Origin of the sequence: Rhizomicrobium sp., from assembly GCA_037200385.1 — a bacterium.
Lineage (GTDB): Bacteria > Pseudomonadota > Alphaproteobacteria > Micropepsales > Micropepsaceae > Rhizomicrobium.
This window is the reverse complement of the sequence record JBBCGL010000001.1, coordinates 987246-1013813: the sequence shown is the minus strand read 5'-3', so window position 1 is coordinate 1013813 and position 26568 is coordinate 987246. Positions and strand designations below refer to the sequence as shown.

General features: G+C 67.2%; 25 protein-coding genes and 1 tRNA gene. 16 read left to right on the top strand and 10 right to left on the bottom strand.

The features are described 5' to 3' along the window. The first annotated feature begins 83 nt into the window (after positions 1–83). The 5 genes from crcB to WDM91_04890 are packed head-to-tail and all read left to right on the top strand — an operon-like array spanning position 84 to position 4839. Positions 84–464, top strand: a complete 381-nt coding sequence (gene crcB / locus WDM91_04910; protein MEI9993913.1) for a fluoride efflux transporter CrcB — start codon at positions 84–86, stop codon at positions 462–464. Beyond that, entirely contained in the window at positions 464–1468 is a 1005-nt protein-coding gene (locus tag WDM91_04905; GenBank protein MEI9993912.1) for an RluA family pseudouridine synthase, read from the top strand. The genes crcB and WDM91_04905 overlap by 1 nt, the downstream gene beginning before the upstream one ends. After that, positions 1465–2556 (top strand): cupin domain-containing protein, encoded by a 1092-nt coding sequence (locus tag WDM91_04900; protein ID MEI9993911.1) that lies wholly within the window; start codon positions 1465–1467, stop codon positions 2554–2556. Before WDM91_04905 ends, WDM91_04900 begins: the two co-directional genes overlap by 4 nt. Beyond that, positions 2553–3248: an ATP12 family protein gene (locus WDM91_04895; protein ID MEI9993910.1), complete on the top strand. Its 696-nt coding sequence runs from the start codon at positions 2553–2555 to the stop codon at positions 3246–3248. Before WDM91_04900 ends, WDM91_04895 begins: the two co-directional genes overlap by 4 nt. A gap of 58 nt (positions 3249–3306) precedes the next feature. Next, positions 3307–4839: an acyl-CoA carboxylase subunit beta gene (locus WDM91_04890; GenBank protein MEI9993909.1), complete on the top strand. Its 1533-nt coding sequence runs from the start codon at positions 3307–3309 to the stop codon at positions 4837–4839. 201 nt (positions 4840–5040) lie between these two features. Here the strand turns inward: WDM91_04890 and WDM91_04885 are convergent, their stop codons facing one another. Further along, positions 5041–5418: a Rid family hydrolase gene (locus WDM91_04885; GenBank protein ID MEI9993908.1), complete on the bottom strand. Its 378-nt coding sequence runs from the start codon at positions 5416–5418 to the stop codon at positions 5041–5043. 77 nt (positions 5419–5495) lie between these two features. Here WDM91_04885 and WDM91_04880 point away from each other — a divergent pair, with 77 nt between their 5' ends. Next, positions 5496–7178 carry a M28 family peptidase gene (locus WDM91_04880; protein MEI9993907.1) on the top strand — a complete coding sequence of 561 codons (1683 nt, stop codon included), beginning with the start codon at positions 5496–5498 and terminating at the stop codon, positions 7176–7178. A gap of 40 nt (positions 7179–7218) precedes the next feature. Here WDM91_04880 and WDM91_04875 read toward each other — a convergent pair whose 3' ends face one another. Then, the gene (locus tag WDM91_04875) at positions 7219–9303 is read right to left on the bottom strand and encodes an FUSC family membrane protein (protein ID MEI9993906.1); all 2085 of its coding nucleotides are present in this window, start codon (positions 9301–9303) and stop codon (positions 7219–7221) included. Positions 9304–9402: 99 nt separating this feature from the next. Here WDM91_04875 and WDM91_04870 point away from each other — a divergent pair, with 99 nt between their 5' ends. After that, positions 9403–11403 carry an acetyl/propionyl/methylcrotonyl-CoA carboxylase subunit alpha gene (locus WDM91_04870; GenBank protein MEI9993905.1) on the top strand — a complete coding sequence of 667 codons (2001 nt, stop codon included), beginning with the start codon at positions 9403–9405 and terminating at the stop codon, positions 11401–11403. A 46-nt stretch (positions 11404–11449) separates the two neighbouring features. Here WDM91_04870 and WDM91_04865 read toward each other — a convergent pair whose 3' ends face one another. Continuing rightward, a complete protein-coding gene (locus tag WDM91_04865; protein MEI9993904.1) occupies positions 11450–13462 on the bottom strand; it encodes a TonB-dependent receptor in 2013 nt (670 codons plus the stop codon). Between the two features lie 179 nt (positions 13463–13641). Between WDM91_04865 and WDM91_04860 the strand changes: the two genes are divergently transcribed. Then, entirely contained in the window at positions 13642–13935 is a 294-nt protein-coding gene (locus WDM91_04860) for an acylphosphatase (protein ID MEI9993903.1), read from the top strand. On the opposite strand, the gene WDM91_04855 is transcribed toward WDM91_04860, so the two are convergent. Both WDM91_04855 and lipB read right to left on the bottom strand, forming a co-directional pair. Beyond that, complete coding sequence (locus WDM91_04855; GenBank protein MEI9993902.1) at positions 13932–14330, bottom strand: hypothetical protein; 399 nt, start codon at positions 14328–14330, stop codon at positions 13932–13934. The genes WDM91_04860 and WDM91_04855 overlap by 4 nt on opposite strands. Before the next feature lie 76 nt (positions 14331–14406). Next, positions 14407–15051, bottom strand: a complete 645-nt coding sequence (gene lipB, locus WDM91_04850; protein MEI9993901.1) for a lipoyl(octanoyl) transferase LipB — start codon at positions 15049–15051, stop codon at positions 14407–14409. A 40-nt stretch (positions 15052–15091) separates the two neighbouring features. On the opposite strand from lipB, the gene WDM91_04845 reads away from it, so the two are divergent. The 4 genes from WDM91_04845 (at position 15092) to WDM91_04830 (ending at position 17294) form a co-directional block, all read left to right on the top strand. Beyond that, positions 15092–15328, top strand: coding sequence for a FliM/FliN family flagellar motor switch protein (locus WDM91_04845; GenBank protein MEI9993900.1), 237 nt, complete (start codon positions 15092–15094; stop codon positions 15326–15328). A 112-nt stretch (positions 15329–15440) separates the two neighbouring features. Next, the gene (locus tag WDM91_04840; protein MEI9993899.1) at positions 15441–15938 is read left to right on the top strand and encodes an NAD(P)-dependent oxidoreductase; all 498 of its coding nucleotides are present in this window, start codon (positions 15441–15443) and stop codon (positions 15936–15938) included. Beyond that, on the top strand, positions 15935–16723 hold the full coding sequence (locus WDM91_04835; GenBank protein MEI9993898.1) for a phosphoadenylyl-sulfate reductase: 789 nt from the start codon (positions 15935–15937) through the stop codon (positions 16721–16723). The genes WDM91_04840 and WDM91_04835 overlap by 4 nt, the downstream gene beginning before the upstream one ends. Positions 16724–17054: 331 nt before the next feature. After that, entirely contained in the window at positions 17055–17294 is a 240-nt protein-coding gene (locus WDM91_04830; GenBank protein ID MEI9993897.1) for a hypothetical protein, read from the top strand. Position 17295: 1 nt separating this feature from the next. On the opposite strand, the gene WDM91_04825 is transcribed toward WDM91_04830, so the two are convergent. Both WDM91_04825 and WDM91_04820 read right to left on the bottom strand, forming a co-directional pair. Further along, positions 17296–17380 (bottom strand) — tRNA-Leu (locus tag WDM91_04825). Positions 17381–17467: 87 nt separating this feature from the next. Further along, positions 17468–18667, bottom strand: coding sequence for a class I SAM-dependent methyltransferase (locus tag WDM91_04820; protein ID MEI9993896.1), 1200 nt, complete (start codon positions 18665–18667; stop codon positions 17468–17470). A gap of 262 nt (positions 18668–18929) precedes the next feature. Between WDM91_04820 and WDM91_04815 the strand changes: the two genes are divergently transcribed. Next, positions 18930–20105 (top strand): isovaleryl-CoA dehydrogenase, encoded by a 1176-nt coding sequence (locus tag WDM91_04815; protein MEI9993895.1) that lies wholly within the window; start codon positions 18930–18932, stop codon positions 20103–20105. Between the two features lie 93 nt (positions 20106–20198). Here WDM91_04815 and WDM91_04810 read toward each other — a convergent pair whose 3' ends face one another. Then, on the bottom strand, positions 20199–20993 hold the full coding sequence (locus tag WDM91_04810) for a hypothetical protein (protein ID MEI9993894.1): 795 nt from the start codon (positions 20991–20993) through the stop codon (positions 20199–20201). A gap of 120 nt (positions 20994–21113) precedes the next feature. Here WDM91_04810 and WDM91_04805 point away from each other — a divergent pair, with 120 nt between their 5' ends. After that, the gene (locus WDM91_04805) at positions 21114–22295 is read left to right on the top strand and encodes an acetyl-CoA C-acyltransferase (protein ID MEI9993893.1); all 1182 of its coding nucleotides are present in this window, start codon (positions 21114–21116) and stop codon (positions 22293–22295) included. A 91-nt stretch (positions 22296–22386) separates the two neighbouring features. Here WDM91_04805 and WDM91_04800 read toward each other — a convergent pair whose 3' ends face one another. Beyond that, positions 22387–23286, bottom strand: coding sequence for an SDR family oxidoreductase (locus WDM91_04800; protein MEI9993892.1), 900 nt, complete (start codon positions 23284–23286; stop codon positions 22387–22389). Positions 23287–23300: 14 nt separating this feature from the next. Next, positions 23301–24200 (bottom strand): NAD(P)H-binding protein, encoded by a 900-nt coding sequence (locus WDM91_04795; GenBank protein MEI9993891.1) that lies wholly within the window; start codon positions 24198–24200, stop codon positions 23301–23303. A gap of 65 nt (positions 24201–24265) precedes the next feature. Between WDM91_04795 and WDM91_04790 the strand changes: the two genes are divergently transcribed. Both WDM91_04790 and WDM91_04785 read left to right on the top strand, forming a co-directional pair. Beyond that, the gene (locus tag WDM91_04790) at positions 24266–24820 is read left to right on the top strand and encodes a PadR family transcriptional regulator (GenBank protein ID MEI9993890.1); all 555 of its coding nucleotides are present in this window, start codon (positions 24266–24268) and stop codon (positions 24818–24820) included. Between the two features lie 72 nt (positions 24821–24892). Beyond that, positions 24893–26485 carry a carboxyl transferase domain-containing protein gene (locus tag WDM91_04785; GenBank protein MEI9993889.1) on the top strand — a complete coding sequence of 531 codons (1593 nt, stop codon included), beginning with the start codon at positions 24893–24895 and terminating at the stop codon, positions 26483–26485. Positions 26486–26568: the final 83 nt, after the last annotated feature.

Sequence of the window (26568 nt, the reverse complement as noted above, 5' to 3'; positions counted from 1 at the left end):
TCGCTACGCAGTCCCCTCACGCCGCTGCGCGGCGTTCGGCCGGGGATGACAAGCTTTGTTTGGAATCTGCTATATCTCCCGTCATGCAATTCTCCATCCTCCTCATGGTCGCCCTCGGCGGCGCGCTCGGCTCGCTGCTGCGCTACGCCGTGGCGTCCGTGATCCAGACCCCGGCGCAGACCGGCTTTCCCTGGGGCATCTTCACGGTCAACCTCACCGGCGGCTTCGCCATGGGCGTCATCACCGCGCTGATGGCGCTCAAGCTCAACGTCTCGCCCGAGCTGCGGGCCTTCATGACCGTCGGCATCCTGGGCGGCTACACCACCTTCTCGACCTTCTCGCTGGAGAGCGCCGTCCTGATCGAGCGCGGCGCCTACGGCCTCGCGGCGGCCTATATCGCGGGCTCGGCACTGCTCTCCATCGCCGCGCTCTTCGCCGGCCTCTGGCTGGTGCGGGCACTCTGATGACCGACACCGCCCGCATCGCCCATGACGAGGACGGCATCCGGGTCGACCGCTGGTTCAAGCGGCACTATCCCGCGCTCACCCATGGCCGGCTGGAGAAGCTGCTGCGCACCGGCCAGGTCCGGCTCGACGGCAAGCGCGTCAAGGCGGCTGACCGCGTCGGTTCCGGCCAGACCATGCGCCTGCCGCCCCAGGTGGTGCACGGCGACCTCACCGAAAAGCCCAAGGTAAAGACCCAGGCGCCGGTGCGCGGCAGCCTGGAGGACCTCGTCATCTACATGGACAAGAACGTCATCGTGCTGAACAAACCCTCGGGCCTCGCCACGCAGGGTGGCAGCGGGCTGACGCAGCATGTCGACGGCATGCTCGACAGTCTGGCCTTCGAGAAGAAGACGCGTCCGAAGCTGGTGCATCGCCTGGACCGCGACACCTCCGGCGTGCTGCTCATCGCCCGCACCGCGCCTGCCGCCTCCGAGCTGTCGCGCGCCCTTGCCACCCGCGACGCGCAGAAGATCTACTGGGCCCTCGTCAAGGGCGTGCCCAAGGTCAGGCGCGGCACCATCAAGGCGGCGCTCGCGAAAGAGGGCGGCCACGGCCCGCATGGCCATGACGAGCGCATGACCACGGTCGACGCCGCCGATGAAGGCGCCAAGGACGCGGTCACCGATTTCGTGGTGCTCGACACCGCGGGCGCGGAATTCGCCTGGCTCGCCGTCAAGCCGCTCACCGGCCGCACCCACCAGATCCGCGTCCATCTGGCTTCCATCGGCACGCCCATCGTGGGCGACTTCAAATATGGCGGCACCGACGTGCGCGGCATCGGCGAGATCGAGAACCGCCTCCACCTCCACGCGCGCTCGATAGACATCATGCGCCCCGACGGCGGCCGCCTGCATGCTGACGCACCCTTGCCGCCGCATATGGTCAGATCCTGGGAGCTGCTGGGCTTCAATGCCGACAAGGCGCCGGCGAACCCGTTCGAACGCAAGACCAGGAAGAAATGAAGACCCGTCCGACTTTCCTCAAGAACTGGCGCGCGCTCGAGCCGCCCCAGCCGCACAAGGCCGGCACCGGCGAGAACTTCGGCTATCCCGCGTCCTTCGCCGCCGCCGGCGGGCTGTCGCGTCTCAAGATCATGCATCTGCGCCTGCCGCCCGGCACCCGCGCCACCGTGCCCGGCGCCTATCGCGACGAGGAGGAGTTCTTCTTCGTTCTCGAAGGCGCGCCCGACCTGTGGCTCGACGGCCATCTCCATCCGCTGAAGGAGGGTGACGGCGCCGCCTTCAACGACCGCACCGGCATCGCGCACACGCTGATCAACAACACCGACCGGGACGTCCGGCTGTTCGTCTTCGGCGAAGCGACGCGGATGCAGTCGAAATTCGCTTGTCCGCTGCCGCAGGACGAGGCGGCAAACGATCTCCTGCGCCGGATGGACAAGTTCTGGAGCGGCGCACCGAAGCATAAGCTCGGCCCCAACTCGGGCCGCCCCGGCGACACCGCCGGCAAGCGCCGTTCGCGGCCCGACTACGTCGCGAACTGGCGCGACATCCTGGGCAAGGACGAAGATGGCTATCCGAACAGCACCGAGAAGCACGGCATCGACGCCGCGTTCGGCCGCCGCGCCCGCTTCTCGCGCATCGGCATCCATTTCGAGATCCTGCCCGCCGGCCGCCGCACCTCCTGGCCCCACGCCGAGCGCGACGAGGAGGAGTTCGTCTATGTCGTCGCCGGCACGGTCGATGGCTGGATCAACGGTTATCTCCATCGGATGGGGGAGGGCGATTTCGTCGGCTTCGAGGCCCGCACCGACATCTGCCATGTGGTAATCAACAACAGCGATGCCGATGCGCTGCTGCTGGTCGGCGCCGAAGCGTCGCGCACGCGCAACCAGTTCTGGTATCCCTTCCATCCGCACCGCGACAAGGAAACCGGCGAGCTCTTCTGGCAGGATCACCCCAAGCCAAAGCTCGGCCCGCATGACGGCCTCCCGGACGCCCTGCGCGTCCGCCTCCCCGCCGCCGTCCGCAAAGACCCCATCAAGGCCAACCGCGCGGCGATGACGCTGAAGCCTGAGAAAGCCCGTCGATGAAGCGCTTCTACAAGCAGGTGGGCGTCCGCCAGGTCGGGCCGCATTTCGGCATCACGCTCGACGAGCGCCCGGTGAAGACGCCGAACGGCGACATCCTCGCGCTGCGCTCCGCCGCGCTCGCCGACGCCATCGCTGCCGAATGGGCCCGCCAGGGCGACCAGATCGACCAGCGCGACATGCCGCTCACCGGCTTCGCCAACACCGCCATCGACCATGTCCGGGCCGACCGCGCCACCGTGCTCAGGCGGCTGGCGGACTTCGCCCGCCACGACCTGGTCTGCTACCGCGCCTCCGAGCCGCCGGAGCTTGCCGCCCGCGAAGCCGCCGCCTGGGACGCGCCGCTCGCCTGGGCCCAGGCCCGCTACGACATCGAGCTCGAGGTGACCCGTGGCATCGCCGCCATCCCGCAGCCGTCGGCTGCATTGGATGGTCTCGCGCGGCATCTTGCGACCCGCGACGAATTCGCCCTGACCGCGCTCGTCGCCGCCGCCGGCAACCTGAAATCGGTGGTGCTCGCATTGTCGCTTGCCGATGGCCGCCTGGCTGCCGCCGCGGCACACGCCGCTGCGCATATCGACGAGGACTTTCAGGCCGAAAAATGGGGCCGCGACGCCGAAGCCGTCGAGCGCCAGGCCAACCTGCTGGCCGAGCTCGACGCCTGCGAGCAATTCCTGCGTCTGGCCGCCGCTTGACCGCAAACCGGGCGCCCCACACTCTCCCGCCATCGATATTTCCAGTGAGCAGAGCCCCATGAAACACGTCGTCCAGGAACTCGAAGCCCGCCGCGCCAAGGCCCGTCTCGGCGGCGGCCAGGCCCGCATCGAATCGCAGCACGCCCGCGGCAAGCTCACTGCCCGCGAGCGTGTCGAGCTGCTGCTGGACGCCAATTCCTTCGAGGAGTTCGACATGTTCGTCGAATCCCGCAGTGTCGATTTCGATGCCGACAAGAACCGCTTCCCGGGCGACGGCGTGGTCACCGGCTGGGGCACGATCAACGGCCGCATGGTCTACGTCTTCGCCAAGGATTTCACGGTGCTGGGCGGCTCGACCTCCGAATGGCACGCCCAGAAGATCTGCAAGATCCAGGACATGGCGATGCAGAACGGCGCCCCGCTGATCGGCCTGTTCGATTCCGGCGGCGCCCGCATCCAGGAAGGCGTCGGCTCGCTTGCGGCTTACGGCGAGGTCTTCAAGCGCAACGTCCTCGCCTCGGGCGTGGTGCCGCAGCTTTCCGTCATCATGGGACCCTGCGCCGGCGGCGACGTCTACTCGCCCGCGATGACCGATTTCATCTTCATGGTGCGCGACACCTCCTACATGTTCATCACCGGTCCGGAAGTCGTGAAGACCGTGACGCATGAGGACGTGACGCCCGAGCAGCTCGGCGGCGCCAAGGTCCACTCCACCAAGTCGTCGGTCGCCGACGGCGCCTACGACAACGACGTGATCTGCCTGGAGGAGATGCGCCGGCTCTACGACTTCCTGCCGCTCAACAACCGCGACAAGGCGCCCGCCTGGCCGACCCATGACGACCCCAGGCGCGAGGAGCTCAGCCTCGACACGCTGGTGCCGGAGAACCCCAACAAGCCCTACGACATGAAGGAGCTGATCCTGAAGGTCGCGGACGAGGGCGATTTCTTCGAGATCGGCGAGGCCTTCGCCCGCAACATCATCACCGGCTTCGGCCGCATCGAGGGCTCGACCGTCGGCTTCGTCGCCAACCAGCCCATGGTGCTGGCCGGCGTGCTGGACAGCGACGCCTCCCGCAAGGCCGCCCGTTTCGTGCGCTTCTGCGACTGCTTCAACATCCCGCTCATCACCTTCGTCGACGTCCCGGGCTTCCTGCCGGGTCTGGCGCAGGAGCATGGCGGCATCATCAAGCACGGCGCCAAGCTGCTTTTCGCCTTCACCGAGGCGACGGTGCCGAAGGTGACCGTGATCACCCGCAAGGCCTATGGCGGCGCCTATGACGTGATGGCCTCCAAGCACATGCGCGCCGACGTGAACTACGCCTGGCCGAGCGCCCAGATCGCCGTGATGGGCGCCAAGGGCGCGGTGGAGATCATCTTCCGCAACGAACGCGGCAACCCCGATGCCATCGCCGAGCGCACCAAGGAATACGAAGACCGCTTCTTGAACCCCTTCGTCGCGGCGAGCCGCGGCTATATCGACGACGTTATCCGGCCCCACTCGACGCGCTGGCGCATCGCGCGGTCGCTGCGGATGCTGAAGAACAAGCAGGTCGCGCAGATCTGGAAGAAGCACGACAATATACCGTTGTGAGCGGGTCGGTCACGTCGGTTGGAGCCACCGCTGTCATCCCCGGCGAGCCGTGCGAAGCGCGGCGAGGGAAGGGGACCCAGGTCTATGGCACCGTCACGGTGACTGGCACCTGGGTCCCCTTCCCCTCGCTTCGCTCGGCCGGGGATGACAACGTGAGCGTGACGTAAAGCACCGCGCCAACGCTCTGCCCACTGACGTCGCTCACCCCTGCGCCCAGCACTCCATCTCCACCCGCGCGCCCAGGATGAGCTGCGCCCCGATCGCGGTGCGCGCTGGAAAGCGGCCGGCTTCGAAATACGGCACATACACCTGATTGAACGCCCCCCATTCCGCCATGTCGGCGAGATAGACCACGCATTTGAACACGTCGCCGAAGCCGGCCCCGGCTTCCTTCAGCACCGCGGCGATGTTCTCCATCATCTGCCGGCTCTCCGCCGCGATGCCGCCCGGCACCAGTTCCATCTTGCCGGGCAGGTTGCCGATGGCGCCCGACAGATAGAGCACGCCGTTCGTCCGGACCGCCTGGCTGAACGGCAAGCCCGCCGCCTTGGCGGCCGGCGAATTGATGAATTCCGACACCGTAAATTCCTCCTATGCCCCGTGACGGAGCGATGACAACCCGTATGATGCTGCGCCGTCCATCCCTTGGGGGAGCCATGAACCGCCGCCGCCTGATGGCCTTCGCGCTCGCCGCGTTGGCTACACCCGCAACCCTCTATGCCGCAACCGCGCCGGTCTATCCAGCGCATCCGGTCACGAGTCCCGACATCGTCGCCGCCGACGTGATGGCGCGCGACCGGGCGCTGGCTGACGACGTCTTCGAGGGCCGCGGCCCCGGCACGCCGCATGGCGAAGCCGCCGCGCAGTGGATCGCCGACGAGATGAAACGCATCGGCCTCAAGCCCGGCAATCACGGCAGCTATTTCCAGAAAGTGCCTTCGGTCTCCATCGCGCTCGACGCCGGGCAGTCCTCGCTGGCGTTCGAAACGCCGTCCGGTGCGATCACGCCGAACTTTCCCGAAGCGACGGTCTATTGGACGCCGCGCTATGCCTCGGCCGACGTGGATGTGAAAGCGTCACCGCTGGTGTTTGTCGGTTATGGCGTCGTGGCGCCGGAATATCATTGGGACGACTATGCCGGCCTCGACGTGAAGGGCAAGACCGTCGTCGTCCTGATCAACGATCCGGGCAACGAGGACCGCCCCGGCGACCCCGCCTTCTTCAAGGGCCGCGCCATGACCTATTACGGCCGCTGGACCTACAAGTACGAAGAGGCAGCGCGTCACGGCGCCGCCGCGGCGATCATCGTCCACGAGACCGGCCCCGCCGCCTATGGCTGGCCGGTGGTGCGCAATTCCAACTCCGGCAACAAGCTCTGGCTGGCCGAGAAGGACCGCAACGTCTCCCGGGTGCCGATCCAGGGCTGGATCACGCTGGACACCGCGCACGATCTCTTCAAGCGCGCCGGCCTCGATTACGACGCGCTGAAAGCTGCCGCCAACAAGCCCGGCTTCAAGTCGCTCGCAATGCCGGGCGAAACGCTGGAGGTCCACGCCCATTCGACCTTCAAGCTGCTCAACACCCGCAACGTGATCGGCGTGATTCCAGGCTACCTGCATCCCAACGACTATGTGCTCTACACCGCGCATTGGGATCATCTGGGCATCAAGCCCGACGTCGCCGGCCCCGACAAGATCTACAACGGCGCCATCGACAATGCGATGGGCGTCGCCTCGATCCTCGAGATCGGCGAGGCGCTCGCGCACGGCAAGCGGCCCCAGCGCAGCATCGCGATCATCGACTGGACGCTGGAGGAGCAGGGCCTGCTGGGCTCGGAATATTTCGCGCACCACCCGCTCTGGCCGCTCAACCACATCGTCGGCGGCGTGAACCTCGATGGCGGCTTGCCGCGCGGCCATGCCAGGGACCTCGTGCTGGTCGGCAACGGCGCGTCGGAGATGGAGGATATCCTGGCCGGCGTGCTCAAGACCCAGAACCGCGTGATCTCGCCCGATCCCGAGCCGGAGAAGGGCGGCTTCTACCGCTCCGACCACATCTCGCTTTCCAGGGTGGGCGTGCCGATGCTCGATCCCGCCGGCGCCAGCGACCTTGTGGTGGGCGGCACCGCGGCTGCCGCGGCGCTCCGCGACGACTACCGCATCAACCACTATCATCAGCCCTCGGACGAATTCAATCCGAACTGGGACCTCACCGGCGTGATCGACGACCTCGAGGCGCTTTATACGCTGGGCGACACGCTGGCGAACTCCGACCGCTGGCCGAACTGGTACGCCGGCAACGAGTTCAAGGCGATCCGGGACAAGAGCATGGCGAAATAACTTTCCTCCCCCGTAACCGCGGGGGAAGAAACCTCCCGCCCTAACCGCCCGCCAGCTGCGCCACCCGCCGCGCTGCGTGCTCGATATGCACCAGCCGCCGTTTGAGCACCGCCATCCCGTTGGGCTGGTGCAGGTCGGTCGCCGCGCCCAGCCGGGGCGACGCCTTTTTGCCGTCGCCCTTGCCGCCCAGCGTCTCCGAGACCCGCTCGCACACCTCCTTGAGCAGGGCGTCGCTCTGCGCCGCGTCCAGTTCGGCGCCGCGCAGCTTGAACAGAACCTGCATCGACGTCAGGTCCGACAGCAGCAGGTAGTTCGCGCTCAGGAGATCGTTCAGCCGCGCCAGCGTCGCGCGCTCGACATCCGGCTCGTCGGCCAGCCGCCGCACCGCGCCCGAAAGGTTCGCCACCGCATCGAACAGCCGCTTGCGCGCCAGCCGGTAGACCATCTCGACCCGCGTCCGCGTCAGCGCGGCGCGCGCGAAATCGCCGTCGGCCTTGAGCAGCGCGGCGACGGTGCGCGGCAGCTCCTGATGCTCCCAATTGGGCAGCAGGAAGGCGAAGACATAGGACAGCGCGGCCCCGATCAGCGTGTCCAGCACCCGCTCCGCCAGCACGTGATGCGCCCCGGGCTGCAGGAAATGCAGCAGCAGCAGGGCGGAGATCGACGCCGCCACCGCCGTCACGCGGTAGTTCACCGCACCGAAGGCGTGGCTGACTCCGACCGCCATCGCGACCAGCACCAGCAGATACGCCGTCGGCACGAAGGCGAGCAGCCCCGCCGCGACCGTGCAGCCGATCAGCGTGCCGATCACGCGGTCGGTGCGGCGTTGCCGGGTCACGCTGTAATTGGCCCGCATGATCAGCGCGGTGGTCAGCAGCACCCAGCTCGCATGCGAGATGCCCGGCAGGAACAGGGTCACGGCGAGCCCCGTGGTCATCGCCAGCGCCAGCCGGATCGCATAGCGCATCGCCGGCGCCTTCAGGCTGAACTGCGCCTGCAGCACCGAGAAATCGCGCGGCAGCGCCTGGCGGAACGCCGCGAGATCGACGCCGGGATGCGGCAGCGGCGCCAGCGCCGGAGTGGGCAGCAGCGCCGCCGCGATCGCCGCGATGCGCTCCGCCGCCTGGGCCAGCTTGTCCGCCGTGGAGCGGAACGCCGCGATGACCAGCAGCTCGTCCGCCCGTCCCTCCGACGCCTTGGCGAGGCGCGCGATCTCCGCCGCGATCTCGTCGCGGGCCTCCTTGTGCGAGCCGACCACGACGCCGCCGTCGTCGAGCGCCAGCGTCAGCATCGCGATGTCGTCGGCCAGCGCCAGGGTGAAGGCCTTGAGCCGCCGCATCAGATGGCGGTGCTGCGAGGCGCGCAGCATCTCGATATCCGCATCGCTCGACAGGATGGTCTCGAAGCCGTCCAGCAACGCGATCAGCGCGATCACCTGCCGCCGCTGCCAGGGCGTCTTGTCGCGGGCATAGACCGCGTCGCGCGCGATCTGCATCCGCTCCACGCAGGCCGCATGCGCCTCGATCAGCGCGGTGAACGCCTTGGCGTTGTCGATCGCCGGATCGAGCAGGCCCGCCTTGGCCCGCAGGAAACCCTCGAAGCGGTGCAGGGCCTCGATCATCAGGAGCCGGCGCACCCGCCGGTCGAACGCCCAGGCCGAGACCTGCGCATAGGCTGCGTAGAGCGCACCGCCCAGCGCGAAGAGCGCCAGGTGCGGCCAGGGCGGGTCCAGCGAGCCCATCGCCATCACGAAGGCCAGCACGCTGACCACGCCCAGCGTCAGGGCGCGCTTGCCATAGGCCGAGATCAGCCCCGCCCACAGTCCGATCGCCGCCGTGGCGGGCGCCAGCGTCCACGGCGTCTCCTTGGCGAACAGCGCCAGCAGGGTCACGACGACGGCCATCACCCAGGCGGCGACCAGGACCCGCGGCTTCTCGTTCAACGGATCGGGCTGGTCCGCGACGCTGACGCACAGCGCGCCGGTGGCCGCGGCGATTCCACCCAGCAGGCCGAAGCCGGCGCCCGCGATGCTGCCGCTCAGCGCGACGCCGGCCGCGACCGACAAGCCGTTCTCGATATGCGGCCGGAGCACTGCCCGCCGCAGGGTGTGGACAAACCGTGCCATGGTCTCCCCTGGGTAAACGAAGGGGACCGTTTACGGCAAGCCCAGCCTCGCCTAAAACCTTGGCCCTACAGGCCAATCGAGGCCGCCCCGGGGAACAGCGTGTTCAAGAAAATCCTGATCGCCAATCGCGGCGAAATCGCCTGCCGCGTCATCAAGACCGCCCGCAAGATGGGCATCAAGACCGTCGCGGTCTATTCCGACGCCGACCGCGATGCCCTCCATGTCGAGATGGCCGACGAGGCCGTCCATATCGGCCCGCCGCCCTCGGCGCAGTCCTATCTGGTGATCGACCGCATCGTGCAGGCCTGCAAGGACACCGGCGCGCAGGCGGTGCATCCCGGCTACGGCTTCCTGTCGGAGCGTGAAGCTTTCGCCGAAGCCCTGGCCAAGGCCGGCGTCGTCTTCATCGGTCCCAACAACCGCGCCATCGCCGCGATGGGCGACAAGATCGAATCCAAGAAGCTCGCCCAGGCCGCCAAGGTGAACACCGTCCCCGGCTTCATCGGCGAGATCACCGACGACGCCCATGCCCGCGCCATCGCGAAGGAGATCGGCTATCCGGTGATGGTGAAGGCCAGCGCCGGCGGCGGCGGCAAGGGCCTGCGCATCGTCCACAAGGAAGACGAGCTGGTCCAGGCGATCAAGTCCTCGCAGCACGAGGCCAAGGCCAGCTTCGGCGACGACCGCCTCTTCATCGAGAAATTCGTCACCGAGCCGCGCCACATCGAAATCCAGGTGATGGGCGACAAGCACGGCAACGTCGTCTACCTGAACGAGCGCGAATGCTCGATCCAGCGCCGCAACCAGAAAGTCATCGAGGAGGCGCCGTCCCCCTTCCTCGACGCCGCCACCCGCAAGGCGATGGGCGAGCAGGCCGTGATGCTCTCGAAGGCCGTAGGCTATGACAGCGCCGGCACGGTGGAGTTCATCGTCGACAAGCACCGCAATTTCTACTTCCTCGAGATGAACACCCGCCTCCAGGTCGAGCATCCGGTGACGGAGCTCACGACCGGCCTCGACCTCGTCGAGCTGATGATCCGCTCGGCCTATGGCGAGAAGCTCCCGGTCCAGCAGTCCGATATCGGCATCCACGGCTGGGCCGTCGAAAGCCGCGTCTACGCCGAAGATCCCTATCGCGGCTTCCTGCCCTCCACCGGCCGCCTGATCCGCTACCGCCCGCCGGCCGAAGGCACCCGCGGCGGCATCACGGTGCGCAACGACACCGGCGTCTACGAAGGCGGCGAGATCTCGATGTTCTACGATCCGATGATCGCCAAGCTCTGCACCCACGCGCCGACCCGCACCCAGGCGATCGACGCCATGGCGGTGGCCCTCGACCAGTTCCGCATCGAAGGCATCAACCACAACATCGCCTTCCTCACCGCGATCATGCACAACGCGCGCTTCCGCTCCGGCGCCCTCACCACCGCCTTCATCGCGGAAGAATTCCCCGACGGCTTCCACGGCCAGCCCACCACGGATGTCGACAAACACCGCTTCGTTGCGGCAGCGATCGCCGCGCGACTGGTCCGCGCCCTGCGCGCCAGCGGCATCTCCGGCACGATGAACGGCGCCTACCGGATCGCGAGCGATTTCGTCGTCACCATCGACGGCCAGGCCTTCGCCGTCTCGAACGCCAACCTCGCCGCCGGCAATCTGCACCTCGCCATCGACGGCAAGCCCTACACCGCGCTCACCGAATGGCAGGTCGGCCAGCCGATCATGTATCTCTCGGGCACGGACGGGGAGCATGCGATCCAGCTCAGCCGCATCTCCGGCGGCTACAAGCTGGGCCAGGGCGGCCGCACCGTTACGGCCATCGTCCGCTCCCCCACCGCCGCGCGCCTCGCCGCCCTGATGCCCAAGAAGATCGCGCCGGACACGTCGAAGCTGCTGCTCTGTCCGATGCCTGGCCTGATCGTTTCGATCAACGTCCACGAAGGCCAGGACGTGAAGGCCGGCGAGACGCTGGCGGTGGTCGAGGCGATGAAGATGGAGAACGTCCTGACCGCCGAGCGCGACGGCAAGATCAAGAAGGTCAACGCCGCCAAGGGCGACAGCCTGGCGCTGGACGACGTGATCCTGGAATTCGCGGATTGATTGCCATCCTTTCCTCCCCCGTAACCACGGGGGAGGAAACGTCTTGCTAAAGCGTGTGCCTCAACTGGATATCGACATACGGCCGCGACTGCGCGACGTACTTGTCGATATCGGCGATCGGCGAGACGTTGCGCGGCCCGCTATAGGCGATGTTCGTGTCGGTATAGACGAAGCCCCAGACATTGTCGGCCTCGACGTGCAGGCTCCATTCCGGATCGGGCTTCCACTCCCAGAACAGCACCACATAGGGCGCCGCGACATGGCGGTAGCGGACCTGCGCCAGACGGTAATATTGCTCGTCCCAGCAATTGTAATACGACACGCCCCAGGTCGATTTCAGGCTGTCGACGTCCTGGCTCAGCTTGATGTTGATGTTGTTGGGCCGCTGGCCGGAGATCCAGCGGTCCATGCCGCTCACCGGATCGCGCACCGAGCTGACGTCCCAGATCGCCGTCGTGACGAGCAGGCCGTTGGTGAGGCCGATCCTGTCCAGCGGCAGCGTCACGTTCAGCGTGATGTGCTCGTTGCGGCCGTTGCCGATATTGCCCGGCGCATCGAACACGTTGCCGAGCGGGTCGGCGATCGGGACATAGTCGACCACGTCCTTGATGTCCTCATGCATGAAGCCGAGCACCACCGCGCCCTTGTCCCAGAAATGCTGCTCGAGGGAGATCTCGTATTGCGCATGCTGGTCGGGCCGCAGGTTCTGGTTGCCCACCGTCACGCCGGTCGCCGACAGATTCGCCGAGGCGATGAAATTGGTGAAGTCGAGCTGTCCCACCACCTTCTCGTAACGCAGGCGCACCTGCGTATCCTTGCCCGGCGACCAGGTCAGCACCGCCCGCGGCTTGGGATAGAAGAAGGAGCGGCTGAGATCGACCGAGCCGCTCTCGCTGATCGTGGAATATTCCGCCCGCGCGCCCGCCTCGAACATCCACTGCTCCGAGATCCTCCAGGTGCCTTGCGCGAACGCTTCGCCGCGCCGTTCCTCGACCCGCGCATCGGCGGAGGGCAGGGGCTGGTCGACGGCGTTGATCGCGAAACGCGTCCGGCCGTCGAGGAAATTGTAGGCGCCCTCCGCGCCGCCCTCGAAGGTCAGGTCCGGCGTCGGGCGGTAGCGCAGCGTGGCGCGCGCGATGGTCTCGCCGGTATCGCTGCGCGAGCCGAAATCCTGGAACGTCGCGCCGTCATCCGCGGTCGAGCGCGCGGTCGAATGGCCGAGGCGCTGCAGCACCAGCGTCTCGAGCTCCATGCCGCCGACCAGGCCTTTCCAGTGCAGGCCGAGCTCGGCGCGTCCTTCGCGCGAATCGTCATGGAAATCCTCGGTGAAGCCGGGACGCTGATAGCGCAGATCGTCCACGAACGGGCTGATGAGAAGCAGGCCGTTGATCTTGAACTCGCCGCCCAGCAGCGGAAAGGTCGCTGCGCCCTTGACCGACCCGCCGACACCGAGACCGCGAGAATACGCCACGTCATGAGTCAGCAGGTTGCCCGCGCCGTCATAGACGTTGTGATAGCCCTTGCCGACCGAGTCGTCGTAGTTCTGGATCAGCCCGGCCGAACCTTCATAGGTCGATTGCCCCGAATGCTGCGTGAACTCCAGCGACGCATAGGGGATCATGTGCCCGTCGGTGAAGATCGAATCTTCTGCCGTCGCCACGATGCGCGTCGAGTCCTCCTTCTTGCGGATGACGTTGGCGACCACCGTCTGGCCCTGCATGTCGATGCCCGGCGCGCCGCCGCGGATCAGCTCGACATGGTCGACATCGGCGGCGGGGATGCGCTGCAGGACGGAGTCGAGCGCATCGCTCTTGGTGGTCGGCCGCTGGCCGTCGATCAGGACGTTGCCCGCGGTGCCCGCGAAGCCGCGCGCCGTGGCGCCCGCATCGAAATTGAATCCCGGCAGCCGCTTGATCATGTCGTAGGCGGTGTTGGGCCGCGCCTCGGCGAAGAACGCCGCGTCATAGGTGAGGATACCGCTCTGCGCGGGCTCCGCCTGCGCGGCGACGGTCGCCAGCACCGCGGCCATCGCCGCGATCGTCCATCTGCTGTGCCGCACGCGGTCCCCAAGTCGTTGATCCGTCGGAATCAAACTGGGGGCTGCGTTTCTAATCGCGCAACGCGCGCCGGACGCATGGCTCCGCTGCGGTGCTCATCTGCCCGGCGACTAGCGGCGGACGGTTCACGCGGAGGTGAAACGCTCTGGCCTCGTCCCGCCGGATCGGCTCATATGCCGCCATGAGCAGCGACGACGACTTCACCCATCTGCGCCTTCGGATCGAAGGCTTCGTCCAGGCGGTGGGCTACCGGAACTATGTGATCGCCGAAGCCGCGCGGCTGGGCGTCGACGGCTGGATCCGCAACCGTGCCGACGGCACGGTGGAGGTGTTGGTCTCCGGTCCCAACAAGGCCGTCGAGGCCCTGATCGGGCTCTGCATGAAAGGTCCGCCCGGCTCGACCGTGCGCAATGTCGAGATGCACAAGGCCGATGCCGCGGGCGAGAAGGGCTTCCGCCGCCGCCCGTCGCTCTAGCCGCCCGCGGGGCGCGTCCGCAGCAGTTCGCGCAGCACCGAGACCAGGAAGACCAGCAGGCCGAGGATCGCGATGCCGCCCGCCATGCCGGTGATCGGCCCCCACTTGGCGCTGTCGCCGCTCGTCAGCAGCATGTAGAGCGACGGCAGCATCGCCGCGAGGCCCAGCGTCGACAGCGTGAAATGCGTCCAGGCCAGCGGCAGCGACAGCGTCCCGCGCGTCAAGGCATAGAAGACGCCGTAGAGCGCCATCGTCGTCCAGCCCAGCAGGTTGATATGGGCGTGCAGCGGCGCGAGCGTGAACGCCTCCTTCGCACCCATATATTCGCCCAACGCCATGCCGCCGAGCAGCAGCAAGGCGGCGACGGTGAAGAACGCGGCGGATACGCGCGGCATGAAAATCCCCCACAGACAGCCATGCGCATGTACAAAAAATCCGGCGCGAAGAAAAGCCGGACCCGACGAGGAAATCTCAGCCGAACACGCCGTCGAAGGCCTGGCGCATCGCGACGTCGACGTCGGCCATCGTGACCGGCAACCCCAGATCGTGCAGGCTGGTCACGCCGTGTTCGCTGATCCCGCACGGCACGATGCCCGAGAAATGGCCGAGGTCCGGATCGACATTCAGGCTCACGCCATGGAACGTCACCCAGCGCCGCACCCGCACGCCGATCGCGGCGATCTTGTCCTCGCGCGAACCTCGCGCCACCCAGATCCCCACGCGTCCCTCGCGCCGTTCGCCCTTGACGTTGAACGCCGCCAGGGTGCGGATGAGCCAGTCCTCCAGATCGTGCACATAGGCGCGCACGTCGGGCCGCCGCCGCTTGAGGTCGAGCATCACATAGCCCACCCGCTGCCCCGGCCCATGATAGGTGTATTGCCCGCCGCGTCCCGTCTTGAACACCGGAAAGCGCGCGTCGATGAGATCGGCATCCTTGGCGCTCGTCCCTGCCGTGTAGATCGGCGGATGTTCCAGCAGCCAGACCAGTTCGGGCCGCTGCCCCGCCGCGATGGCGGCGGCGCGCTCCTCCATGAAGGCCACGGCCTCGTCGTAGGGCGTGAGCCCGGGCGCGATCCGCCATTCCACGGCGGGCCGCGTTAACGCCTCCGAAACCATGTCGGACGGACTATCGGGGCCGGTTCTCATAGGGCTCTACATGTCCTCCAATATCGCCGGCGTCAAAGTCGAAATCTCCGTGGTCCTGGGGAGTTCGACCATACCCATGCATCAGCTCCTGCGCATGGGCCGCGGCGCCGTTATCGAGCTCGATTCCAAGCAGGACGATCCGGTCTTGATCCTCGCCAACGACAAGCCGGTGGCCAAGGGCGAGATCATCATCCATGGCGACAAGATCGCGGTCTCCATCACGGACATCCTGAAGGGCTATCAATAATTTAACATCCGTATCTTGTGGATAATTCCATTGTCCACCTGATCCTTGCATTTTATTCCGTCGATGCGTACCTCTGCTGTAGAACCGGCCCGATAGCCGGTGCGGAGGCCGCTTGCTCCCCATTTTGCTCAACAGCCAGACTGTCCGTGCGGGCCTTGCCGGCGCGGGTGATGGCCATGCGCGCCGGGCGACGTTGCTCGCCGAGGCGGGCTTGGCCGCGCTGGCGGTGAGCCCGGATGAGCCCCTGCCGCCGCTGGACGTGCTTTTCATCGCCGGCCTCGACGCCGGCCGGACCGCGGCATTGGCTGCCAAAGCGCGCGCCGCCGGCATCCTGGTCAATGCCGAGGACATTCCAGAGCTCTGCGACTTCCATGTTCCCGCCATGGTGCGGCGCGGCGATCTCATCCTGACCGCTTCGACCGGCGGCCATGCGCCCGGTCTGGCCCGCCGGCTGCGCGAATGGCTGGAGGGCAAGTTCGGGCCCGAATGGAGCGGCCACCTCGCCGATACCGCCCAGGCCCGCGCCCGCTGGCGCGCCGCCGGCCTGCCGCCGGCTGAAGTCTCCCGCCGCACCCGCGACCTGATCGCGGAGAGGGGCTGGCTCTCGTGAGCGCCACCGTCACCGTCATCGACTCCAAGCGCGGGATCGGCCCCAGGGCGTTCGACCGCGCGGGGCAGGGTGCCGCCGATCCGCTGGTCGTCGCCAAGCTGGCACAGCTCCAAGATGCCGCGCGCGGCCGCGACGCGCACGGCATCCTCGAACTCGCGCTGACCGGCGAGTTCAAGGGCAAGAGTGCGGTCGTCTCCTCCTTCGGCGCGGAGTCCGCGGTCCTTCTTCACCTTGTGGCGCAGATCGATCCCGCGACACCGATCCTCTTCCTCAACACCGGCAAGCTGTTCGGCGAAACGCTGCGCTACCGCGACCGGCTGCAGGATGTGCTCGGGCTCGGAGACATCCGCGCCCTCGCGCCCAATCCAACCGAGCGCCAGCGCAGCGATCCCGAAGGCACGCTGTGGTCGCGCGATACCGATGCCTGCTGCAACGTGCGCAAGGTGATCCCGCTCAAGCGGGCACTGGAGCCTTTCGCGGCGCAGATCACCGGCCGCAAGCGTTTCCAGACCCGCGAGCGCGCCGAGATGGCGCCGGTCGAATTCTTCGACGGCCATTTCCGTTTCAATCCGCTGGCCGATTGGACGCTCGCCGACCTCGACGGCTACACCGACACGTACAGCCTGCCGCGCCATCCCTTGGTCGAAGACGGCTATCCCTCGATCGGCTGCATGCCCTGCACCCGCCGCGTCCAGGCCGGCGAGGACTACCGTGCGGGCCGCTGGTCCGGCCTCGACAAGGACGAGTGCGGCATCCACATCGGCGTCGACGGCGAGGGGATTTAGCGCGCACCTTGCGCATCGCATCCCCCTGTCATCCCCGGCTGAGCGTTGCGCAGCAACGCGAAGGGAAGGGGATCCAGGCGACAGACACCGTCACGGTATTTGCCGCCTGGGTCCCCTTCCCCTCGCATCGCTGCCGCGATGCTCGGCCGGGGATGACAAGGATGCCTCAAGATCGCCCGATCGGCTTGGCACTCGTCTCCGTGCATCCCCCTGTCATCCCCTTCCCTCGGCGTGCTTTCGCACGCCTCGCCGGGGATGACAGCGGTGCTTGCGCTGGCCTCGAAAAGGACAAATCCGGCTTTCACAACTGGTGTCGGTCTAAGGGGCGCCAATGACAACCGCAGAACAATCGAGCTTCGCTCCGCCGCGCCCGCTCCTCCAGCACCGGCTATGGATCGGCCGAAGCTACGGCCTGACCTTTACGTTCGTCACCACGCGCTTCATTCCCGACGTTCTGTTTCCAGGCCTCGACTATTACGACACGACAGCCCTCTATTGGCTGCTGATCGTCGCCGCGCTCATGATTCCGGATCTGGTGCTGGGCGGCCGCGCGCTGCTGCGCGGACGGTGATTGGTGCGGTCGAGAGGACTCGAACCTCCACGGGTTGCCCCGCTACCACCTCAAGGTAGTGCGTCTACCAATTCCGCCACGACCGCACGTCGGTAAGGAAATCACCGGTAGGCGCGGGGGTTTAGCAGAGCTTTTCCGCCAAGGGAAGCGTCCCGAAACCCCGCACGGAGCGCCTATTTCTCGACCACCGCATCCTCCGGTAGCTGGAGGATCAGGCGGTAGCAGTCGAGGCTCCGGCTGACGAACTCGTACGCGGCGCCCCACAGATAGAGCCGGAAGCGGCGGAAGTTGAAGTCGCCGAATTTCTCGACCAGGAAATCCTTGTGCGCGTCGAGATTCTTCGCCCATTGGACGAAAGTGTAGCAATAGCTCATCCGGTCGTTGAACACCTCCTCGCACTGGAACGGCGTCTTGGCGAGCTTGTTGAGGAAGTCGTCCAGCACCAGGAACGAATGGTTGCCCGGATAGATGTATTTCACCATGAAGGACGACAGCTCGTACTTCTTGATGCAGGCGCTGCCGTCCAGGAAGACGCGCCCGCCCGGCTTGACCAGAGTCATGAACTTGTTGAGCACGCGCATATAGTCCGGCAGGTGCTCGATCACGCCCATGATCACGATGGCGTCGTATTTGACGCCCGGCGTGTAGTCGAACAGGTCGCTCTCGACCAGCTCCCAGTCGTGCCCCAGTCTCTTGCCCTTCTCGGTCAGGAAGCGGATCGACTCCTTGGAGATCGAGATGCCGGTGCATTTCACGCCGCGCGCCGCGGCATATTCGAACCACGCGCCCCAGCCCGGCCCGACCTCGAGGATGTGGTCGCCCGGCTTCAGCTTCAGCTTCTCGAAGCAATAGTCGAACTTGCGCAGCGTCGCGACGTCCAGCCCCTCATCCGGGCTCAGATAGACGCCCTGGGTGTAGCAGGGCGTCACCGGATCGAGGAACGACAGGAAGAATTCCGAATCGATGTCGTAGTGGTGCGAGATCGCCTGCTTGTTGGTGTGCACCTGCCCGAAGAACAGCGGCTGGATATAGCGCCAGGCCTCGGTGACGAGATGGAAATCCTTCATCGAACCGCGCAGCTCGAACGGCTTCATCATGTCGCCTTCGAGGTCGATGTCGCCCGACAGATAGGCGTCGGCGATCTTGCCCTCGTCCAGGCTGGTGACCGCCTTGAGGCCGCGGTCCGAGCGGATGGCGAGCTGGAAGGTCGGCGTGCCCTGGCCGAAGCGCTGATGCGTCCCGTCGGGCAGGACGACTTCGAACGGCGTCTTGATGTCGGCATATTGCGCGGCGAAGCGGCCCAGCAGGGTCGGCTTGGCCGGCTTGGTCTCCGGCACGTCGGCGCCCGGTGTGATGTTCAACGCGTCCGTCATTCGTAACCCCCAGGCTGCTGATCCCTATGGCCGCAAAGGACATTCGCCCGCCGCGGCCGGGAAAGATTAAGGGCTGAGAACGGATTTGTCATGATCCGCGGCGTGGGGGGATTCGTAAAAGCGGCCCTGCCGTCCGGCTTGGATGCACGGCGGACTTGGTGTACGGCCAAGGCCGCGTTCGCGAGCGGCGTTCGGGCCGGTGGAAAGGGTTCCGCCTGCCGCAGCGGCGTCTTGGAATTGCGCGACTTTTCCGGAGCACTTAATGACGGCCAACGACTATCGCAGCCTCGACCACGCCCTGGGCGAAACCGCCGACATGATCCGCGAGACGGTGCGGACCTTCTCGGACGAGCAGATCGCGCCCCTGGCGGCGGAGATTGACCGCAGCAACGCCTTCCCGCGCCAGCTCTGGCCCCAGATGGGCGCGCTGGGCCTGCACGGCATCACGGTGGACGAGGAGTTCGGCGGTCTCGGCCTCGGCTATCTCGAGCATGTGGTGGCGATGGAGGAGGTGAGCCGGGGCTCGGCCGCCGTCGGCCTGTCCTACGGCGCGCACTCGAATCTCTGCATCAACCAGATCCGCCGCAACGGCCTGCCGGCCCAGAAGCGCCGCTACCTGCCCAAGCTGATCTCCGGCGAGCATGTCGGGGCGCTGGCGATGAGCGAGCCGGGCGCCGGCTCCGACGTCGTCTCGATGAAGCTGCGGGCCGAGAAGAGGGGCGAGCGCTACGTCCTCAACGGCACCAAGATGTGGATCACCAACGGCCCGCACGCCGACACGCTGGTGGTCTACGCCAAGACCGATGTTGCCGCCGGCCCGCGCGGCATCACCGCCTTCCTGGTCGAGAAGGGCTTCAAGGGCTTCTCCACCGCGCAGAAGCTCGACAAGCTCGGCATGCGCGGCAGCGACACCGCCGAGCTCGTCTTCGAGGATTGCGAAGTGCCGGAAGAGAACGTGCTGGGCGGCGAAGGCCGGGGCGTCAACGTCCTGATGAGCGGCCTCGACTATGAGCGCGCGGTGCTCGCGGCCGGCTCGCTCGGCATCATGCAGGCCTGCATGGACGTGGTGGTGCCTTACGTCCATGACCGCAAGCAGTTCGGCGAGAGCATCGGCAATTTCCAGCTCATGCAGGGCAAGCTGGCCGACATGTATGTCGCGCTCAGCGCGACGCGCTCCTATGTCTACGCCGTGGCGCGCGCCTGCGACCGCGGCCAGACCACCCGCAAGGACGCCGCCGGGGCGATCCTCTACGCGGCGGAGAAGGGCACCTGGATGGCGCTGCAGGCGATCCAGTGCCTCGGCGGCAACGGCTACATCAACGACTACCCCACCGGCCGCCTGCTGCGCGACGCCAAGCTCTACGAGATCGGCGCCGGCACGAGCGAGATCCGCCGCTGGCTGATCGGCCGCGAGCTGTTCGAGGAAAGCGGGAATTAGGCGGCTCGGACGATAGCGTCACGGCCGGCTTGTCCCGGCCATGACAAGTTATTGGTTAGGCTGACGCCAATCGAATCCGAATCCTGGGCGGCGTCAGGCCGCGCCGTAGGTCGTCAGCGCCAGGATGCTCTGCTTGTCGATCACGCCGACCGGCTTCAGCCGGCGGTAGACGACGAGGCCCTGCACCTTGTCGTTCGCCCACATCTTCTTCGTCGCGTCGCGGATGTCGGCGGTCTCCGCGATCGTGTCGTCCTGGCCGGCGCCCTTCATGCTGCGCAGCGTGTCGCTCTTGTCGGGATGGGCAAGGATGTCGACGATGAACTTCGCGATCTTGGTCTCGGCGTTCTCGCCGGTGAAATCCTTCTTGGCGGTCTCCGCCGGCAGGTAGCCGATGAAATCGCCCTTGTCGTTCAGCAGCAGGATGTGCTGGAAGCCCGTGAACGGCTTGAGCTTCTCGAACAGCTCCTTGAGCCGGACCGGGTTGAACACGTCCTTCTTCGAATCCTTGATGGTCAGCAGGATCGGCTTGGCGGCGTTCTTCTCCGGGTTCTTGAGCAGGTCGCCCAGCCGCACCGTCATCTCGCCGACGCTCTGGCCCGGCATCGCGGTGATGGTCAGCGGCTCCGGCTCGCGGAACAGCGCGACGAACTGCTTCACCGGATCCTTGTCCAGCGGCGACGCCTCCGCGACGCGCGCGACCACCGGCGGACGGCCCATCGCGACCAGCAGGAACGCCGCCAGCGACGCGCCGGTCGCCAGGATCGCCGACGCCGCGACGACCTTGCTCGGATCGACATGCCAGCCGAGATAGGGCGGCAGGAAATAGGCGGCCGCCAGCAGGACGACGGTCGCAATCCCCACTGCTGCGGCTATCGCGATCCTCTTCATGCCCCCCATTCCCCAACGCTTCTTGGCCGAACGCGCGGTTGATGATAACTCACGCCCGCGCCCCGGTCATGGGCTTTGTGCCGCAATGGGACGGGCGATTAAACAAGGGAATCCAAGGCAATGGCCGCCAACGATGTCGTCATTCTGTCCGGCGCCCGCACCCCGATGGGCAGCTTCCAGGGCGAGCTCTCCGGCCGCACCGCGCCCGAGCTGGGCGCTGCCGCCATCGGCGAGGCCGTCAGGCGCGCCGGGATCGCAGCCGGCGACGTCGAGGAGACCGTGATGGGCTGCGTCCTGCCCGCCGGCCTCGGCCAGGCGCCCGCCCGCCAGGCGGCGGTCTATGCCGGCGTGCCCTTCACCGTGCCCGCGACCACCGTCAACAAGATGTGCGGCTCGGGCATGAAGGCGGTGATGATGGTCGCCGACCAGATCGCCGCCGGCCGCGCCGGCCTCGCCATCGCCGGCGGCATGGAGAGCATGTCGAACGCGCCCTACCTGCTGCCCAAGGCCCGTGCCGGCCTGCGGCTCGGCCATGGCGAGGTCAAGGACTCGATGTTCCTCGACGGGCTCGAGGACGCCTATGAGCACCGCCTGATGGGCAGCTATGCCGAGGACGCCGCCCGCCACTACCAGTTCACCCGCGCCGAGCAGGATGCCTACGCCACCGAATCGCTCGCCCGCGCCAAGCGCGCCCAGGACGGTGGCGCCTTCGATGCCGAGATCGTCGCGGTGATGGTCCCGGTGAAGGGCGGCGAGGCGAATGTCGCGCGCGACGAGCAGCCCAAGACCGCCAACCCCGCCAAGATCCCGACCCTCAAGCCCGCCTTCGCCAAGGACGGCACGGTGACGGCCGCCAATTCCTCTTCGATCAGCGACGGCGCCGCCGCGCTGATCCTGGCCAGTGCCGACGAGGCGGAGAAGCGCGGCCTGAAGCCCATCGCCCGGATCGTGGCGCAGGCGAGCAATGCCGCCGAGCCCAAATGGTTCACCACCGCGCCGGTCGGCGCGATCCGGAAGGTCCTCGACGCTGCGGGCTGGAGTAAGGACGATGTCGACCTGTTCGAGATCAACGAGGCCTTCGCGGTCGTCGCGATGATCGCGATGCGCGATCTGGGTCTCGACCACGCCAAGGTCAACGTCAACGGCGGCGCCTGCGCGCTCGGCCACCCCATCGGCGCCTCGGGCGCCCGCATCATCGTCACGCTGCTCGCGGCGCTGAAGGCCCGCGGCCTCAAGCGCGGCGTCGCGGCGCTCTGCATCGGCGGCGGCGAAGCGACGGCCGTGGCGGTGGAGCTGGTGTAGCTTTCACCTCCCCGCAAGGGGGAGGTGAAGAGATGCCAGGCCGCTGCGGCGCCGGTCGATCCCGGCGCGCCCTTTTTCGAGCGCCCGCCGCTCAGCCGGCGACGTAATTCGCTTCCATGTCCGCCAGCAGCCCCGGCCCCTCCGGCGCCCAGCCCAGCTCCGTCTGCGTCTTGGCGCTCGAGGCGGGGATGTCGAGACCCAGGAACATGCCGAGGAAGCCGAAATGCGCCATGGCCTTCTCCTGGCTGATCGACTCCACCGGCAGCTTCAGCTTCTTGCCGATCAGCGCGGCGATGTCCTTCAGGGCCACGCCTTCCTCGCCGATCGGATGATACGCCGCGCCCGCGCGGCCCTTTTCCAAGGCCAGCCTGTAGACCTTCGCGGCATCGAGACGGTGCCCTTGCGACCAGCGGTTCCTGCCGTCGCCGATATAGGCCGCGACGCCCTTCTCGCGTGCGACCTGGATTGCATACGACACGAACCCCGCCTTGAAGCCCTGGTCGCTCGTGCCATGCGTGCTGGGCGCCAGCCGGATCGCCATCCCGCGCACGCCCTTGTCGGCGGCAAGCGCAAACGCCGTCTGCTCCGACACGCGCGGCGAACCTTCGCCCGACGGCATGATGTCCTCGGTCGCGACGTGGCCTGGCGAGAGCAGGGCGGTGCCCGAGCTCACCACCATCGGCTTGTTCGTGCCCGCCATCGCTTCGCCCATCGCCTCGATGGCGCGCTTGTCGATCTGGCCGTTCTCCGCGAATTTCGAGAAGTCGTGGATGAAGGCGGTGTGGATCACCCCGTCCGTCTCGCCCGCGCCCTTGCGCAGCGAATCGAGATCGGTCAGCGCGCCGCGCAGCACGTCGGCGCCCGCCGCTGCGACCGCTCTGGCCGCATCATCCGAACGGGCGAGGCCGAGCACCGTGTGCCCCGCGCCCAGCAACTCCTGCACCACGGCCGAGCCGATGAATCCGGACGCGCCGGTGACGAATACGCGCATGGCTGTTCTCCTTCTCAGATGTTCAGCGCCTTCGCGACCGCGTCGCGAAAGGGCAGTGGTTTGCGTGGCAGAAGCGCGCGGATCGGCATCGGATCGCCGACGCCGTCGGCGCCAAGACTGCCCACGATGTCCTTCAGCGCGCCGGGCGGCGTCTTCAGCATCCGCTCGAGCAGCGGCACGGCCGCTCGGAGCAGCGCCCGCGGAATGTGGATCTTCGGCGGCGGTCTCCTGCCGAGCACGCCGGCCACCATGTCGATCATCTCGTTGCTGCTCGGCACCTCGTCATTGCCGACGTCATAGGCCTGGCCGAAGGCGCGCGGCTCGTCGAGCACGCCGATGAGGTAATAGACGAGATCGCCGATCGCGATGCCGCGCATCCGCCCGCGCCCGTCGCCGATCACCAGCGCGACGCGGCTCTTGGCCTGCGCCACGGTCATCCCGAAGCCGCGGCCGCCGATGCCGACGATCATGCCGGGATGGATGAACGTCACGTCGAGACCGCTGGCGAGCAGTTCCTGCTCGATCCGCCCGCGCTCGCGCGTCCACACGCTCGGCGCATCGGGCGCGACGCCGAGCGACGTGACTTGGATCAGCCGCCGCACGCCGGTCGCCTTGCAGGCCGCCATGAGATTGCGCATGCCGGCCTTCTCGATGTCCATGAAGCCGCCCGCGCCGCTCTGCGGCGACAGCGTGTGGATCGAGACATAGACGCCGTCCGTGCCGTCCAGCGCGCGTTCCAGCGAGGCCGGATCGCCGACATCGCCCTTCACGGCCTCGCAGCCCGCCGCCGCGAGCGCCGCGACCGATTCGGGCTTGCGCGCCAGGCACCGCACCGCGAAGCCCTGCGCCAGCAGTTCCCGCGCCAGCGCGCCACCGACGAATCCCGAAGCCCCGATGACAAGCAGTTTCTTCACGGGCTAGATGGCATCCTGATGATCCAACGCGATCACTCTAACACGATTACTCTCGTGAGAGCAATATGTCCTCGATCCGCCTCTTCGTCCTGTCCACCGTTGCCGAGCTCGGGCCGGTGCACGGCCACCTGATCCGCCTCATGGCCGAGCGCATGCAGGCGCCGGTGTGGACCGACATCTCGGTCGGTGCGATCTATGGCGCCATCAACCGGATGGCGACCGAGGGCCTGTTGCGCGAGACGGCGCAGGAACGGGCCGGCAACCGCCCGACGCGCCAGCTCTACGAGATCACCGACGAGGGCCGCCGCACCCTCGACGCGCTGCGCCGCGAGGGCCTGAGCGAAATCTGGTTCAAGCCCGATCCGTTCGACCTGGCGCTGACGCGCATGGACCGCAAGACCACGAAGGCGCTGCCCACGATCATCGGCAAGCGGCTGGAGGCGGTGCGCGCGATGCTGGCGGAACGCCGGAAGGTCACCGAGGCCGTGCGTCCGAATGTCGGTCTCGCCAAGCTCTGGGTGCTGCGCCACAGCGAATACCGGCTGGAGGCGGAAGTCGCCTATCTGACCGATCTGCTGAAGTCCGCGAACGATATCGCCAACGACAAGGGGCATGTGTAAGACCCCGACGGAGGGGGAGTGATTCCGGCATCCAAATCTGCCAAGAAGGCTCAAACCCGCTCAGGACCAATCGTGTCGCAACTCAAATCCTCGCTTTCCCCGAACACCTCCGCCTTCAAAGCCAACGCCGCCGCCATGGCTGCACTGGTCGACGAGCTCAAATCCCGCCAGGCCGTCGCCGCGCTGGGCGGCGACGAGCGGTCGCGCACCCGCCACACCGAGCGCGGCAAGCTGCTCCCGCGCGAGCGGGTGGAGCGCCTGGTCGATCCCGGCGCGCCCTTCCTCGAACTCTCGCCGCTCGCCGCCAACGGCATGTATGAGGGCGACATCCACGGCGCCGGCATCATTACCGGCATCGGCCGCGTTGCGGGCCGCGAATGCGTCATCGTCTCCAACGACGCGACCATCAAGGGCGGCACCTACTATCCGCTCACCGTGAAGAAGCATCTGCGGGCGCAGGAGATCGCGCTGCAGAACCGCTTGCCCTGCATCTATCTGGTGGATTCCGGCGGCGCCAACCTGCCCAACCAGGCCGAGATCTTCCCCGACCGCGAGCATTTCGGCCGCATCTTCTTCAACCAGGCGAACATGTCCGCCGCCGGCATCCCGCAGATCGCCAGCGTGATGGGTTCCTGCACCGCGGGCGGCGCCTATGTTCCCGCGATGAGCGACGAGACCATCATCGTCAAGGGGCAGGGCACCATCTTCCTCGCCGGCCCGCCGCTGGTGAAGGCCGCGACCGGGGAGGTCGTGAGCGCCGAGGATCTCGGCGGCGCCGACGTCCATGCCCGCCAGTCGGGCGTCGCGGACTACTACGCCAATGACGACACCCATGCGCTGGCGCTGGTCCGCCACATCGTCGGCAACCTGAACCACGCCAAGCAGCCGAACATCCCGCTGTCGGCGCCGCGGCCGCCCGCTTTCGATCCCGCCGAGCTGGACGGCATCGTGCCGCAATCGCTGGCGGTGCAGTACGACGTGCGCGAGGTCATCGCGCGGCTGGTCGACGGCAGCGAGTTCGACGAGTTCAAGAAGCTCTACGGCACCACCATCGTCACCGGCTTCGCGAAGCTCGAAGGCATCCCGGTCGGCATCGTCGCCAACAACGGCATCCTGTTCTCCGAGAGCGCGCTGAAGGCGGCGCACTTCATCGAGCTGTGCTGCCAGCGCAAAATCCCGCTGCTCTTCCTGCAGAACATCTCGGGCTTCATGGTAGGCCGCAAATACGAGGCCGGCGGCATCGCCAAGGACGGCGCCAAGCTGGTGACCGCGGTGGCGACGGCGCAGGTCCCGAAGATCACGCTGATCGTCGGCGGCTCATACGGGGCGGGCAATTACGGCATGTGCGGCCGCGGCTTCTCGCCCCGCTTCCTGTTCTCGTGGCCCAATGCCCGCATCAGCGTGATGGGCGGCGAGCAGGCGGCCAGCGTGCTCGCGACCGTCAACCGCGACGCCGACAAATGGACGCCGGAGCAGGCCGAAGCCTTCAAGGCCCCGATCCGCCAGAAATACGAGGACGAAGGCAACCCCTATTTCGCGACGGCCCGCCTCTGGGACGACGGCATCATCGCGCCCAGCGACACAAGGCGGGTCCTGGCGCTGGCGTTCAGTGCCTGCCTCAACGCCCCGATCGCCGACACGAAGTTCGGCGTGTTCAGGATGTAGCTATCGCTGTCATCCCCGGCCGAACGGCGCGAAGCGCCGTGAGGGGAAGGGGACCCAGGCGCCGTTCACTTGCACAGGATGGA